This window comes from Bordetella genomosp. 13, from assembly GCF_007679965.1.
GTDB lineage: Bacteria > Pseudomonadota > Gammaproteobacteria > Burkholderiales > Burkholderiaceae_B > Bordetella.
Genome location: NZ_VEHL01000001.1, coordinates 152,732 through 166,960, shown reverse-complemented (window position 1 = coordinate 166,960; position 14,229 = coordinate 152,732). Strand labels below are relative to the sequence as shown.

Sequence of the window (14,229 nt, the reverse complement as noted above, 5' to 3'; positions counted from 1 at the left end):
GTGCCAATGCGCCGCCTCCCGGTGGGCAGGGACTGGCACGCCGCAAGCGCCGTGCCGACACATGCAAAAACATCGCGAAACTTGAACCTTGCCGCCTCGCTTGCGACCATTGAAGGCCGAGCAACGCAACGGAAAAGGAGCTCATATGCAGCGAACCACGCAAGCACTCCTGTCGGCAGCCATCCTGGCCGCTGGCCTGACTGTGGCCCCCGCGATGGCGCAAGGCAGCGCCGCCACGCCCAGCCAGCAACCCCAGCAACCGGCAGCGGTTCAACCTTCGGAGGCGCAGTTGCAGAAGTTCGCCAGCGCATCCCAGAAGGTCGCCATGGTGGCCGACGAATATCGCCCTCGTGTCCAGGCAGCATCCGATGACAGCTCCCGCCAGCAACTGCTGAAGGAAGCCGACCAGAAGATGGTGCGTACAGTGAATGCCGACGGCATGACGGTGGACGAGTTCAACGGCATCAGCCAGGCCATCCAGCAGGATCCCCAACTGCAGCAGCGCGTGATGGGCATGGTGCAGCAACAGCAAGGCGGCGCGCGCTGACGCGCCGCACGCCCCGTCGACACGACAGGGGCATTGTCTTTGAAGGGCCGGACCCGCTTAAAGTGATGCGGGCCGCTTCAAGGGCAGGATGCGCCGGTACCCGGGCGGCAAGGGTTCCCCGGCATGGTCCGTGGCGGCCCGCGCCAGCCGCGCGGCCAGTTCCGGCGCGAAGGGCCGGGCCTTGCGGGTCTGCAGATCCACGTGCAGCGATAGCTGCTCCATCGTGGCCGCCAGGTAATCATCGCGCGTCTGCCACAGTTCCATCAGCGCCAGCAGGCGCTTGTCATCCGACTCCAGTATGCGGACGCGCAACATCAGCGGATCTCCCGCCAGCACTTCGCGCATGTAGGCGACCTGGATGTTCATCGTGTAGATGCCGCACCGCGCGGTCCGCGTGTATTCGTGCCCGACGCCGAACTGCCCCAGCAGCTCGAAGCCGATGCGATCGAACACGCCGACGTAATGCGCGGCGTTCATGTGGCCATACGAATCGATCCACTGCGGATCGACGGTCAGCGTGGTACTGGGCAAAGTCGTCATGGCTGCCGAGGATTCAATGGGAAACGGCAAGAATACAGGGCTTGTGCCGATGAGCGCTCAACCGGCTTGCGGCAGTACCGGCACGAACGGGACCGCACGCAGGTCGCCGCCCGACACCACGACGGCGGTGGATTCGGGCACCTCCTGCCACGCGTCCACGCGGTCGCTCAAGGGCTCGGACAGCAGCAGGTAGGCGTCGTCGTCCAGCGCCGCGATGCGTGGGTCGTCCGGGTACAACTCGCGCAGATGGCGCACCGAGGCATTGTGGAACAGCGTGCGCGAATCGCGCTCGCTGGAATAGCGCACGGCCGTCAACCGCTGGCCATCGGTCACGCACACCGTCATGGTCAAGGGGTGCTCCACGCCCAGGCTGCCGCCGACCTGTTCCACCACGGCCGCCATGCGTTCCAGCGCGCACAGCGGGTCTGTTTCCAGCCCATAGGTCAGCGCCAGCAGGAACATCACTTCCGAATCCGTCGAGCCTTCCATCGCGCCGAAGTACTCCGGCGCGACCTTCAGGATCAGCTCGCGCCGCAGCAACGCGAAGTTGCGGATGAGGCCGTTGTGCACGAACAGCCACTTGCCATGGCGGAACGGATGGCAGTTGGTCTCCTGCACCGGCGTGCCGGTGGCCGCGCGCACGTGCGCCACGAACATCGGCGCCCAGATGGCGCGCGCGGCCTCGTGCAGATTGCGGTCGTTCCAGGCGGGATGCACGCTGCGGTAGCGGAACGGGATCTCGTCGCGCGGCCCGTACCAGCCCAGGCCGAACCCGTCGCCGTTGGTGGTGGTCGTGGCCATGCGCGCATGCAGGCTCTGTTCGATCAACGAATGCTGGGCCTTGAAGATGACGCTTTCCAACTGCAAGGGACTTCCGGTGTAAGCCATCCAACGGCACATGATCGGGTTCTCCAGGGCGGCACGCGGCCGCGTTGTCCTAGGAGTACGACCGCGCCGTCAGGCCGCGGGTTCCGGCAATTGCGCGGTCAGCGCCGTACAGCGTGCATGCAGCAGGCGCTGCAACTGCTGCACCGCCGGCGAATACTGCTTGCGGTGCGGGCACACCAGCACCAGCGGCGCGGCCTCGCCGCGCACCTGCGGCAGCAGCACTTCCAGGCGGCCCGCGCGCACGTCATCGCCCACGTCCAGCCACGATTTGTACGCGATGCCCTCGCCCGCCAGCGCCCAGCGCCGCACCACCTCGCCGTCGTCGGCATACAGGCGCCCGCCCACTTCCACCAGCCGATGCGGGCCGGCGGGCTGTGGAAAAACCCATTTGTCGTAGACACGTCCGCCGATCAGGAACGGCAGGCAGGCGTGCCGGGCGAGATCGTCCGGCGACTGCGGCCGGCCCTGCCTCCGCACGTAATCCGGCGACGCCACCAGCACGCGGCGGTTGTCGGGCGCCAGCGGCAGCGCGATGTAGCTGGCATCTTCCAGGCGGCCATAGCGTATCGCCACGTCGACGGGATCGCGGAACACGTCGGCAATGGCGTCGGACACGTGCAGGCGCAGCGTCAGTGCCGGATGCGTATGGCGGAACGTGGTCAGCCAGGGCAGCAGTACGTTGCGTCCCAGGTCGGACGGCGCGGCCACCTGCAGCACGCCGCCCAGCCGCGCGCCGTCGCCATGCAGGCGGTCGCGCCCTTCTTCCAGCGTGGCCAGCGTATCCTGTGCGTAGGGCAGGTAGCGCTCGCCCTCGGCCGTCAGGCGCAGGCTGCGCGTAGAGCGTGCGAACAGGCGGATGTCCAGTTCGCGCTCCAGCCGCTTCACTGCGGCGCTGACCTGGCCGGGCAGCAGGTCGGCCTCGCGGGCGGCGTTGGAAAAGCTGCCCAGGGCCGCGGAACGCACGAACAATGCCAGATCGTCCAGCCGGATCATTTTCACTCCAGAAGTGAAAGTCTTGGCTGATCTTAACGCTTTCCGGATAGCTGGCGGCGGCGCAATATGGCCTCCACGGCTCGCAACGGCCATTCACTTCCAACCTGGACACGCACCTCATGAAAGCCATCGCCTACACCAAGCACGGCCTGACGCTCGACGATCCCCGCTCGCTGGACCTCATCGACCTGCCCATCCCAACGCCCGGCCCGCGCGACCTGCTGGTCGGCGTGCGCGCCGTGGCCGTCAACCCGGTCGACACCAAGGTGCGCGCCTTCTTCGCCGTGGAGGACGCACGCGTGCTGGGCTGGGATGCCGTGGGCATCGTCGAGAAGGTCGGCAGCGACGTCACGCTGTTCAAGGCCGGCGACACCGTGTATTTCGCCGGATCGCTGCTGCGCCCGGGCAACCATGCCCAATACAGCCTGGTGGACGAGCGCATCGCCGGCCACAAGCCCGCCAGCCTGTCCGACGCGCAGGCCGCCGCGCTGCCGCTGACCTCGCTGACCGCCTGGGAACTGCTGTTCGACCGCCTGGGCGTGGCCGAGGACGGCGGCGCCGGCAAGAACCTGCTGGTCACCGGCGCGGCCGGCGGCGTGGGCTCCATCCTGGTGCAGCTGGCGCGCAAGCTGACCAAGCTGACCGTGATCGGCACGGCCTCGCGCGCCGAAACGCGCCAGTGGGTGCAGGACCTGGGCGCGCACCACGTGATCGACCACGGCAAGCCGATGGCCGAACAGCTGCAGCGGATCGGCGCCGGGCCGGCCCACTACATCGCCAGCCTGACCCACACCGACACGCACTATCCGCAGTTGGTCGAGGCGCTGGCGCCGCAAGGCCGCCTGGCCCTGATCGACGATCCCGCCACGCTGGACGCGCTGCCGCTCAAGCGCAAGTCGGCCTCGCTGCACTGGGAACTGATGTTCACGCGCTCGATCTTCGAGACGGACGACATGCAGCGCCAGCACGACATCCTGGAACGCGTGGCCGCGCTGGTCGACAGCGGCGTGCTCAAGACCACCATGGGCGAGCACTACGGCGTCATCAACGCCCAGAACATGCGGCGGGCCCACGCCATGCTGGAAAGCGGCAAGGCGCGCGGCAAGATCGTGCTGGAAGGATTCTGACGCGCTCAGGCCGCCAGTTTGCCCACCGCGCCCGGCGTCTTGCGAAAGCCCACGCCCAGGCGGTTCGCCGCGTTCATCAGCGCGATGGCGATCGACAGATCGGCCAGTTCGCGCTCGCTGAACACGGCGGCGGCTTGCTCGTAGGCCTCGTCCGGCGCGCCGGTCTGCTCCAGCCGCGTCAGCGATTCGGACCAGGCCAACGCGGCGCGCTCCTGGGCGCTGAACAGCGCCTCGGCCTCGTGCCACACCGGCACCAGCAACAGCTTGGATACGGGCATGCCGCGCGCGATCAGGTCGGCCGAGTGCTTGTCGATGCAATAGGCGCAGCCGTTGATCTGCGACACGCGCAGGTAGGCCAGGTCGATCAGCTCGAGGGGCAGGCTGCAATCCTGGAAGTAGGCGAAGGCGGGATAGAGGGACTGGTAGGCCTTGGGCGAGGCCTTGGCGGGATCGATGCGTTGGGTCATGGTGATTCCTGTGCAAGAAGACGCAGATAACAACGCCACGAATGTTGCACCACCGCATGGCAGGGGACCAGAGCCAAGAAATGGCTCGCCGACTGGGCCATGCCACGGCCTGGCGCCTTTCCTAGCGGACACGCGCGGGCCAGGTGGGCCCATGGCGAGGCCACGCGCGTGGCCCCGTCAATCGGCCTCACCTCGCCTATATCGATTCCAGTACCTGCCTGCCCAGCAGGTGCGCCTCGGCCTCGCTGGCGATGTTGGTGAAGCCCACCAGCAGGCCGGGCTCGACCGCCGCCTCGATGGCCCAGTCCGACAGGGCGTGCGCGTACAGGCCTCGTTCGCGCAGCCGCGCGGCCAGTTCGCTGTCCGACAGGCCCTTGCGCAGCCGCAGGATCAGGTGCATGCCCCCGGGCTGCGGCTCGATGCGCGCGTGCGGCCGCAGCGCGCGTTCCAGGCCACGCGCCGCGGCCTGGCGGCGCTCGCCGTACAGCTTGCGCATGCGCTGGATGTGGCGGGCGAAATGCCCCTGTTCAATGAACGCCGCCACGGTCTCCTGCGTCAGCCCGGGGCTGCCGCCCGTCACGGCGCTGCTGACCTCCTCGAAGCGCGCCACCTCGGCATGCGGCACCACCAGGTAAGCCAGGCGCAGCGCGGGAAACAGCACCTTGCTGAAGGTGCCGGCATACAGCACCCGGCCATCGCGATCCAGGCTCTTGAGCGCCGGCAACGGACGGCTGACGTAGCGGTATTCGCCGTCGTAGTCGTCCTCGACGATCCACGCGCCCTCGCGCGCGGCCCAGTCCAGCAGGATCTGCCGGCGGGGCAGCGACAACGACACCGACAGCGGACTTTGGTGCGCCGGCGTGACGACCACGCCGCTCGCCTGTGGCGCGATCTCGATGCCGCGCGCCACGTTCACACCTTCGCCGTCCACGGCCACGGGTTGCGCAAGCAGGCCGGCCTGGCGCAGCACGTCACGGGTTGGCGGATAGCACGGATCCTCGATCCAGACGCGGTCGCCGGGCCTGAACAGCGTGCGCGCGACCAGGTCCAGGGAATGGCGGTAGCCCGACGTGACGAACACCTGCCGAGGCGCGCAGGCGATGCCGCGCGCCACCTGCAGATAGGCCGCGATGGCGGTGCGCAGCGCCGGCAGCCCGGCCAGGGGCGGATACAGCATGTCGCCGGCCTGCATGGCCCGGATGCTGCGCGCGCCCAGCCGCGCCCAGATCTTGCGCGGAAAGGCGTCCAGGGCCGGTACGCCCATCTGGAAGGGGGGCACGGTGCCGTTCGTGGAAGCGAGCGCCAGCGAGGCATCCAGCGTCCTGCGCACCGGCAGGGGGTCGGCAGGCGGCGGCGCCGCGGGCGTGCGAGCCTTCAGGTCCGGCGCCACTACCGTGCCGGCCTGGCCGCGCGCCTGGATGTAGCCTTCCGCGGCCAGCAGGCCATAGGCGGTCTCGATGGTGCCGCGCGCAAGGCCCAGCTCGGCGGCCAGGGCGCGCGCCGACGGAATGCGCTGGCCCGATTCCAGCAGGCCTGCCGCGATGGCGTGACAGAAGCGCGAGTAGATCTGCCGGTACAACGGCTCGGCGGCATTGGGATCCAGCGGCGGCAGTCCACCGAAGGGCAGTGAGATCATGGACCAGTCACCCAGTTAATTCTTGGCTCTTCTTATTATGGCATCGGGCTTTTAGCATGTATCCATCGCAACCGTCGTCTCGACAGGCGCCGGCCCCCGAACCCGATAGCCACATCATCATGGACCACACCGACCTGCGCCACGCAGACACGCCCGACGAGCTGCGGGCCTGCTTTCCCGTCATGCTCGAATTGCGGCCCCACCTGCGCGATGAAAGCGATTTCATGGCTCGTATCGCTCGCCAGCGCGCCGAGGGCTATCGCCTGATGGCCGCCTGGCAGGACGGCCGTCCCGTGGCCCTGTCGGGCTACCGCGTGCAGGAGAACCTGGTCTATGGCCGCTTCCTGTACGTGGACGACCTCATCTCGTCCAAGACGAGTCGCGGCCAGCGCTGGGGAGCCCGCCTGCTGGACGAGATGGAGGCCATCGCACGCCGAGAAGGCTGCGTGCGGCTGGTGCTGGACACCGCCCTGTCCAACGCGCTGGCCCAGCGCTTCTACTTCCGCCAGGGCATGCTCACCGGCGCCATGCGCTTTGCCAAACCCCTCCAGGACCCCGCATGAACATCCTGCACATGACCTTCAGCCCCCGCGGCGCCGAATCCGAAAGCACCCGCCTGTCGCGGGTCGTGCTGGATGCCCTGCTGGCCGGGCATCCCGCTGCCGCCGTGCTCAGCCATGACTATGCGGCGCTGGCCCACGTGGACGCGGCGTACGCCGTGGAACTGGGCACGCCCCAGCCGCCGGAAGCCGTGGTGGCGCTGGGCGGCTCGCTGCACACCTCCGACACGCTGATCCGCGACCTGGAGGCCGCCGACTGCATCGTCATCGGCACGCCCATGCACAACTACACCGTGCCGTCGGGCCTGAAGGCGTGGATCGACCACGTGGTTCGCGTGCGCCGCACGTTCCAGCCCACGCCGCAAGGCAAGGTGGGCACGCTGCACGACCGGCCGGTGTACGTGGCCACGTCGTCCGGCGGCCTGTATTCGGGCGAGAACGCGCGCCAGCCCGACTTCCTCACGCCGTACCTGAAGGTGGCGCTGCGCACCATCGGACTGACCGACCTGACGTTCTTCTCGGTGCAGGGCACGGCCTACGGCGAGCCCGCGCTGGGGCAGGCCCGCGGCCAGGCGCATGCCGACATCGCGGCGCACTTCGCGGCGCCGGACGTCGCCGCTGCCTAGGACGGCAGGCAGCGCTAGGTTTCCACGCGCCCGCCCTGGCCCAGGAAGTGGTTGGGGCGGCGCAGCGCGGGATCGAACGGATTGATGCGCTCGCCGATCTGCCGCGCCTCCTTGCGCAACATCTCGATGATCATGGGCAGGCGTTCGGACGTCATGCGTTCGGACGGCGCCGCGATGCTCAGCGCCGCCACCACCACGCCGTTGCCGTCCAGGATCGGCACGGCCAGGCCCATCGTGCCCGGATACAGCGCCTGCGCCTGGCCGCTGGACAGCGCGTAGTCGTTCTCCAGGCACTGCTTGAGCAGCACCCGCATCGAGATCTCGTCCATGAAGCCCAGATGGCGCAGGCGAGGGATGTTGAAGCGGATGATCTCCTCGCGCTCGGCCTCGGGCAGGCGCGCCAGCAGGATCAGGCCTGCCTGTCCCAGCCCCAGCGGCGCCTTGCCGCCGATGTCGCCCGTATGCGAGCGCACCGGGAATGGTCCGTCGATGCGGTCCAGGCACACCGCGTCGAACCCGTGGCGCACCAGCAGGAACACGGTGTCGTTCAGCATGCCCGACAGGCGCAGCAATGCCGGCCGGCACAGCTCGCGCAACGTGGAATGGCGGTTGCCCGCGCTGGCCGCCATGGTGAAGAACGCCACGCTGAGCTGATACGCCTTGCCGTTGGCGGGCTGCTCGACCATGCCTTCCTGCACCAGACCTTGCAGCACGCGGTGGGCGGTGGCGGAGGCCAGGCCGGCGCGCGCCGCGATGTCCGTCATCCGCAGGCGCTCGCCCTGCGCCTCGGCCAGTACGCGCAGCACAGAGAATGCCCGTTGCAGCACGCCCTGCCCGCCCACGTCGGCGTCGTCCTTCTGCTTGTCCATGATTTCGTCTCGCTTTGAACGGAATATTTCCTCTGACATTCACACGTTAATTTCAATCATCGGAATTTTCTTCAGAAATTTTCCTTTCTACGGAAAAACACCAATGCCGGCCATCTGAACACCTTCCTACACTGGCCTCGTTCCAACCGGGCGCCGGCCGCCGTCGATGCGGTCACGGACGCCGTTGCATACGCCGCGGTGCGCGGCCACGAGGCACGACATGGCATTCCTGCAGCTCGACCACGTCTCCAAGTACTACGGCGATCTGCGCGTGGTCACCGACATGAACCTGGCGGTGGAGCAAGGGGAATTCGTATCGCTGCTGGGCCCCTCGGGCTGTGGCAAGACCACGACGCTGCAGATGATCGCGGGCTTCGCCGAGGTCTCGCAGGGCCGCATCACGCTGGACGGCCGCGACATCACGCATGCCAAGCCCAATACGCGCGGCCTGGGCATCGTGTTCCAGAGCTACGCGCTGTTCCCCCACATGACCGTCAGCGCCAACGTGGCCTTCGGCCTGGCCATGCGCCGCGTGGAACGCGGAGAGCGCGAGCGCCGAACCCGTGAAGCGCTGGCGCTGGTGAAGCTGGACAAGTACGGCGACCGTTATCCGCGCGAGCTGTCGGGCGGCCAGCGGCAGCGCGTGGCGCTGGCGCGCGCGCTGGTCATCCGCCCGCCGGTGCTGCTGCTGGACGAACCGCTGTCCAACCTGGACGCGCAACTGCGCGAAGAAATGCAGTTCGAGCTGCGCGCCATCCAGCGCCAGATCGGCACCACCACCATCATGGTCACGCACGACCAGGCCGAGGCGCTGTCCATCAGCGACCGCGTCGTGGTGATGCAGGAAGGCCGCGCCACGCAGGTCGACGCGCCCTATCGCATGTACGAACATCCCACCTCGCATTTCATCTCGCGCTTCGTGGGCAAGACCAACATGCTGCCAGCCACGGTCACGCGGGCCGGGCCGCAGGCCGAGGCGCGCAGCGGACCGCTGGCATTGCGGATCGAGGCCGATGGCCTGCGCGCCGGGGACACCATCAGCCTGTCGCTGCGGCCCGAGAAACTGGTGCCCGTGGCGCAGGGCCAGGGCAAGCTGGACGGCCGCGTGGCCACGCGCTATTTCCTGGGCAGCCAGTGGCAGTACGACCTGGACACGCCGCTGGGCCCGCTGGTGATGCTGACGCCCAACGACGGCCGCGCGCCGCATGCCGACGGCGACGTGGTCGGCCTGGACTGGGCCGCCGGCACGCTGCGCGTGCTTCAGGCCGAGGGCTGAACGATGGCCGCGACCTCGCACACGGCCAGCGCCCCGCCGCCGCCCAGGCCGCGCATCGACGGCCTGCCTGCCATCCTGGGCTCGCTGCCGCTGACCCTGCTGTTCCTGACGCTGGTGCTGGCCCCGCTGGCGCTGACGTTCCTGCTGTCCTTCGCGCAGTTCGACTACAACACCGGAATCCAGCCCGGCCACACGCTGGAGCAGTACAGGCAAGTCCTGACGGACTCGTATTTCCTGGAGATCTTCTGGCGCACGTTCTGGATCGCCGGACTGACCACGCTGATCTGCGCGCTGATCGGCGCGCCCGAGGCCTACGTGCTGTCGCGCATGCGCAAGCCCTGGCGTTCGATCTTCCTGCTGGCGGTGCTCTCGCCGCTGCTGATCTCGCTGGTGGTGCGCGCCTTCGGCTGGAGCCTGCTGCTGGGCCCCAATGGCCCGCTGGGCAAGGCCGCCGAGGCGCTGGGCCTGGGATCGCTGCTGTACACGCCCACGGCCATCATCGTCGGCCTGGTGCACGTGATGCTGCCATTCATGGTGATTCCGGTGTGGACCTCGCTGCAGAAGCTCGATCCCACCGTGGAACAGGCCGCCTATTCGCTGAACGCCTCGCGCGCGCAGACACTGTGGCGCGTGGTGCTGCCGCAGGCCATGCCGGGCGTGCTGTCGGGCAGCCTGATCGTGTTCGGCCTGTCCGCCAGCTCGTTCGCCATTCCCGCGCTGCTGGGCGGACGCCGCCTGAAGATGGCCGCCACCATCGTCTACGACGAGTTCCTGACCGAACTGAACTGGCCGCTGGGGGCCGCCATCGCGGTGCTGCTGCTGGTGGCCAACCTCCTCATCATGATGAGCTACAACCGCATGGTTGAACGCTCCTATCGCCGCAGCCTGGGCTGAACGGGGACGCGATCATGCAGAAGAACGGTCCCGTCGCGCTGGCATTCAACCTGCTGGTGGTGGCCTTCGTGCTGGCGCCGCTGGTCATCGTGTGCCTGACGGCGTTCACGCCCGGCTCCACGCTGAACATTCCCACGGCCGACTGGTCGCTGCGCTGGTTCAAGGCCGTGTTCGCGCATGCCGACTTCATGCAGGCGTTCCGCAACAGCCTGTGGCTGGCCTTCTGCTCGGCCACCATCTCGTCCGTGCTGGCCGTGCCCGCCGCCATCGCCATCACGCGCTACCGCTTTCCCGGCCGCGACGCGCTCAACGGCCTGTTCCTGTCGCCCTTGATGATTCCCCACCTGGTGCTAGGCGTGGCGCTGCTGCGCTTTTTCGCCATGATGGGCCTGACCGGCAGCTTCGGCTGGCTGATGCTGGCGCACGTCATCGTCATCACGCCGTACGTGATGCGCCTGGTGATCGGCGCGCTGGTGGGCTTCGACCTGTCGGTGGAGCATGCCGCGCAATCGCTGGGCGCCAGCCGCGCCGCGGTCTTCATGAAGGTGACGCTGCCCATGATCGTGCCCGGCGTTTCGGGCGGCTGGCTGCTGGCCTTCATCAACAGCTTCGACGAACTGACCATGTCGGTTTTCATCACCGCGCCCAGCACCGTCACGCTGCCTGTGCGCATGTACATGTACGCCACGGAATCCATCGATCCGATGATGGCGGCCGTCTCGGCCCTGGTCATCGCGCTGACGGCCGTGACCATGTTCGTGCTGGACCGGGTCTACGGCCTGGACCGCGTGCTGATCGGACAGAAGTAGCTGTGCAGGACACCACGATGCATTCCGCATCGAACGACACGCGGTGGCCGCTCACGGCGCCGTCGTTTCGATAGCCTTCGTGAGCAATGCTGGAGCAGGACATGACCGAACGGAAACGGGGCGCGCGCGCCCATCTGGTGAAGTGGATGGCCGGCGCGCTGGCGCTCGCGGGCGCGGTGGCCAGCGCACAGGCGCAGCAGAAGACGCTGTACGTGGGCATGAACGGCGGCGACATGGAGCGCGCATTCACGCAGCACGTGTTCCCGGCGTTCGAGAAGGCCAACGACGTGAAGATCGTGGTGGTGCCCGGGACCTCCACCGACGTCCTGGCCAAGGCGCAGGCCTACAAGGACAACCCCCAGATGCACCTGATGTTCCTGGACGATGGCGTGATGGCGCGCGCCATCTCGATGGGACTGTGCCAGCAGATGGCGGACGGCCCGGTGTTCAAGGAACTGTACCCCACCGCGGTGATGAAAGACCGCATGGCGGCCGGCATCGACGTGGGCATGACCGGCCTGGGCTACAACACGAAGATCTTCAAGGACAAGGGCTGGGCGCCGCCCACCTCGTGGATGGACCTCGCCGATCCCAAGTACAAGGGCAAGGTCGTGTTCCAGTCGGCCGCGGGCAGCACCTTCGGCCTGCACGCCTTCCTCATGTACAACCGCATCGAAGGCGGCGACGACAAGAACACCGAGCCGGGCTTCAGGAAGTGGCCCGGCACCATCGGCCCCAACGTCCTCGAGTACATCCCCAACTCGGCCAAGCTGGCCGAGATGATCCAGGGCGGCGAGGCCGCCATCTTTCCGCTTACCCCCACCGCCATCGCACGCCTGAAGAAGCGCGACATTCCCGTGGAATACGCGCAGCCCAAGGAGGGCTCGGTGATCCTGATGGTGGGCGAATGCGTGATCGCCAAAAATACCGAGCCCGAGCTGTCGCAGAAGTTGGCGCACTACCTGCTGTCGGCCGAGGCGCAGTCGGCCGCGCTGCAATACGGCGGCCACTTCCCGTCCAACCGCAAGGTGCAGCCGGACGAGCAGAACGCGGCGCTGCTCAAGCAGGTGCAGGGCTACATGGAGAATGCCAAGATCCTGGACTGGGACGACATCAACGCCACGCGGCCGGCCTTCAACGCGCGCTGGAACCGCACGGTGGAACGTTGATCCATCGGTCCATCGATCGCGCCGGACCCGTCGCGTCCGGCTTTTCCATCAGCGAGGCACCCGCATGAACAGCACCACACGTTTCGATTTCCAGGGCAAGGTCGCCGTCGTCACCGGCGGCGCGCAAGGCATCGGCGCGGCCTGCGCGCGGCGCCTGGCGCAGGCCGGCGCCTCGGTGGCCATCTGGGACGTCGATCGCGAAAACGGCCAGGCGCTGGCGCGCGAACTGGGCGACGCCGCCCTGTTCGTGGCGTGCGACGTCAGCAGCAAGGCCGCCGTGGACGCCGCGCTGGCGACCACGCTGGCCTGCTTCGACCGCGTCGACCAGTTGGTGAACAACGCGGGCATCGTGCGCCCCGCGCCGTTCCTGGACATCACCGAGGCCGACTGGGACCTCGTCATCGGCGTCAACCTGAAAGGGGCCTTCCTGGTCGGCCAGGCAGTGGCGCGCGCGATGGTCCAGCACGGCGGCGGCGCCATCGTGCACATGAGCTCGGTCAACGCCGTGACGGCGATCCCCACCATCGCCTCGTACAACGCCAGCAAGGGCGGCATCGCCCAGCTGACGCGCGTGATGGCGCTGGCCCTGATCGACCACGGCGTGCGCGTCAACGCGGTGGCGCCGGGCACCATCGCCACCGAGCTGGCCAAGAGCGCCGTCATGGCCGACGAGGCCAGCCGCAACCGCATCATGAGCCGTACGCCCATGCGCCGCCTGGGCGAACCCGAGGAAGTGGCCGACGCCGTCGCCTATCTGCTGAGCGACGCGTCCAGCTACATCACGGGCGAGACCCTGTACGTCGACGGCGGCCGGCTGGCACTGAACTACACGGTGTGATCCCATGCGCATCACGGTCAACTCGGGCGGGCCCGCGGCGCTGGACGAATGGCGCGAGGGCTTCCAGGCGTGCGATCCGACCATCGAGGTGGTCGGCTGGGACGATGCGCAGCGCGATCCGGCGGGCATCGCCTATGCGCTGGTCTGGGCGCCGGAGGCCGGCCGGCTGGCCGCCCTGCCCGACCTGAAGCTGGTCATCAGCGCGGGCGCCGGCGTGGACGGCATTCTCGCCGATCCGCAACTGCCGCCGCGGCTGCCCATCGCCCGCATGATCACCGACAGCACGGCCGGCGTGATGGCGGAATACGTGCTGACCGCCGCGCTGATGCTGATGCGCCAGGCGCGCCGCATGGCGCTGGACCAGGCCGAGCGGCGCTGGCGGGTGCTGGACGCGCCGCCGCGCATCGCCGAGGTGCGGGTGGGCGTGATGGGGCTGGGCCAACTGGGCGCGCATACCGCGCGGCGGCTGGCGGAGATCGGCTTCCGGGTGGCGGGCTGGTCGCGCCGCCGGGCTGACCTGCCGGGCGTGCAGGCCTATGCCGGCCCCGACGAGCTGCCTGCCTTCCTGTCGCGCACCGACGTGCTGGTGTGCCTGCTGCCGTCCACAGACACCACCCGCGGCATCCTGAACGCCGACACGTTCGCCCGCCTGCCGCGCGGCGCAAGCGTGATCAACGTGGGCCGCGGCGACCACCTGGCCGTGCCGGACCTGCTGGCCGCGCTGGACAGCGGCCACCTGGACGGCGCGGTGCTGGACGTGTTCGACGTGGAGCCCCTGCCGCAGGAGTCGCCGCTGTGGCGGCACCCCGCCGTCATCGTCACCCCGCATTACGGATCCACGCCCAGCCGGCGCGAACGCGCGCAAAAGGCCGTCGAGATGATGCAGCGCTGGGAGCGCGGCCTGCCGTTGCCGCAGCTCTACGACCGGCAGCGCGGCTATTGAACGGCGCCCCCGAAACACCGAACACCGCCTTGCCCTCCTAGGATAGC

The 14,229-nt window shown here is 68.4% G+C and carries 16 protein-coding genes; 10 read left to right on the top strand and 6 right to left on the bottom strand.

Annotated features, from left to right (window positions below; all coding sequences use genetic code 11):
* Window positions 1-145: 145 nt before the first annotated feature.
* Entirely contained in the window at window positions 146-547 is a 402-nt protein-coding gene (locus FS845_RS00765) for a DUF4168 domain-containing protein (RefSeq protein WP_144629960.1), read from the top strand.
* A 57-nt stretch (window positions 548-604) separates the two neighbouring features.
* On the opposite strand, the gene FS845_RS00760 is transcribed toward FS845_RS00765, so the two are convergent.
* From FS845_RS00760 to FS845_RS00750, 3 genes are read right to left on the bottom strand one after another with little or no spacing between them, the layout of a single operon-like run.
* Window positions 605-1,087, bottom strand: coding sequence for a thioesterase family protein (locus FS845_RS00760; protein WP_144629958.1), 483 nt, complete (start codon window positions 1,085-1,087; stop codon window positions 605-607).
* A 57-nt stretch (window positions 1,088-1,144) separates the two neighbouring features.
* Window positions 1,145-1,987, bottom strand: a complete 843-nt coding sequence (locus tag FS845_RS00755) for a class II glutamine amidotransferase (RefSeq protein ID WP_144629956.1) — start codon at window positions 1,985-1,987, stop codon at window positions 1,145-1,147.
* A 57-nt stretch (window positions 1,988-2,044) separates the two neighbouring features.
* A complete protein-coding gene (locus FS845_RS00750; RefSeq protein WP_144629954.1) occupies window positions 2,045-2,968 on the bottom strand; it encodes a LysR family transcriptional regulator in 924 nt (307 codons plus the stop codon).
* A 119-nt stretch (window positions 2,969-3,087) separates the two neighbouring features.
* Here FS845_RS00750 and FS845_RS00745 point away from each other — a divergent pair, with 119 nt between their 5' ends.
* Window positions 3,088-4,095, top strand: coding sequence for a zinc-binding alcohol dehydrogenase family protein (locus FS845_RS00745; protein WP_144629952.1), 1,008 nt, complete (start codon window positions 3,088-3,090; stop codon window positions 4,093-4,095).
* Between the two features lie 5 nt (window positions 4,096-4,100).
* On the opposite strand, the gene FS845_RS00740 is transcribed toward FS845_RS00745, so the two are convergent.
* Together FS845_RS00740 and FS845_RS00735 are read right to left on the bottom strand one after the other, a co-directional pair.
* On the bottom strand, window positions 4,101-4,562 hold the full coding sequence (locus FS845_RS00740) for a carboxymuconolactone decarboxylase family protein (RefSeq protein ID WP_144629950.1): 462 nt from the start codon (window positions 4,560-4,562) through the stop codon (window positions 4,101-4,103).
* Window positions 4,563-4,758: 196 nt separating this feature from the next.
* The gene (locus tag FS845_RS00735; RefSeq protein ID WP_144629948.1) at window positions 4,759-6,198 is read right to left on the bottom strand and encodes a PLP-dependent aminotransferase family protein; all 1,440 of its coding nucleotides are present in this window, start codon (window positions 6,196-6,198) and stop codon (window positions 4,759-4,761) included.
* A 119-nt stretch (window positions 6,199-6,317) separates the two neighbouring features.
* Here FS845_RS00735 and FS845_RS00730 point away from each other — a divergent pair, with 119 nt between their 5' ends.
* Both FS845_RS00730 and FS845_RS00725 read left to right on the top strand, forming a co-directional pair.
* A complete protein-coding gene (locus tag FS845_RS00730) occupies window positions 6,318-6,761 on the top strand; it encodes a GNAT family N-acetyltransferase (protein WP_144629946.1) in 444 nt (147 codons plus the stop codon).
* Window positions 6,758-7,384 (top strand): FMN-dependent NADH-azoreductase, encoded by a 627-nt coding sequence (locus FS845_RS00725; protein ID WP_144629944.1) that lies wholly within the window; start codon window positions 6,758-6,760, stop codon window positions 7,382-7,384. The genes FS845_RS00730 and FS845_RS00725 overlap by 4 nt, the downstream gene beginning before the upstream one ends.
* A gap of 14 nt (window positions 7,385-7,398) precedes the next feature.
* Here the strand turns inward: FS845_RS00725 and FS845_RS00720 are convergent, their stop codons facing one another.
* Entirely contained in the window at window positions 7,399-8,253 is an 855-nt protein-coding gene (locus tag FS845_RS00720; protein WP_144629942.1) for an IclR family transcriptional regulator, read from the bottom strand.
* A 220-nt stretch (window positions 8,254-8,473) separates the two neighbouring features.
* On the opposite strand from FS845_RS00720, the gene FS845_RS00715 reads away from it, so the two are divergent.
* From FS845_RS00715 to FS845_RS00690, 6 genes are all read left to right on the top strand, one after another.
* Window positions 8,474-9,529 (top strand): ABC transporter ATP-binding protein, encoded by a 1,056-nt coding sequence (locus FS845_RS00715; RefSeq protein ID WP_144629940.1) that lies wholly within the window; start codon window positions 8,474-8,476, stop codon window positions 9,527-9,529.
* A 3-nt stretch (window positions 9,530-9,532) separates the two neighbouring features.
* The gene (locus FS845_RS00710) at window positions 9,533-10,423 is read left to right on the top strand and encodes an ABC transporter permease (protein WP_144629938.1); all 891 of its coding nucleotides are present in this window, start codon (window positions 9,533-9,535) and stop codon (window positions 10,421-10,423) included.
* A 14-nt stretch (window positions 10,424-10,437) separates the two neighbouring features.
* Window positions 10,438-11,232: an ABC transporter permease gene (locus FS845_RS00705; protein WP_144629936.1), complete on the top strand. Its 795-nt coding sequence runs from the start codon at window positions 10,438-10,440 to the stop codon at window positions 11,230-11,232.
* A gap of 101 nt (window positions 11,233-11,333) precedes the next feature.
* Window positions 11,334-12,401 carry an ABC transporter substrate-binding protein gene (locus tag FS845_RS00700; protein WP_144629934.1) on the top strand — a complete coding sequence of 356 codons (1,068 nt, stop codon included), beginning with the start codon at window positions 11,334-11,336 and terminating at the stop codon, window positions 12,399-12,401.
* Between the two features lie 64 nt (window positions 12,402-12,465).
* Window positions 12,466-13,239 (top strand): SDR family NAD(P)-dependent oxidoreductase, encoded by a 774-nt coding sequence (locus FS845_RS00695; protein ID WP_144629932.1) that lies wholly within the window; start codon window positions 12,466-12,468, stop codon window positions 13,237-13,239.
* Window positions 13,240-13,243: 4 nt separating this feature from the next.
* Entirely contained in the window at window positions 13,244-14,182 is a 939-nt protein-coding gene (locus tag FS845_RS00690) for a 2-hydroxyacid dehydrogenase (RefSeq protein WP_144629930.1), read from the top strand.
* Window positions 14,183-14,229 lie beyond the last annotated feature (47 nt).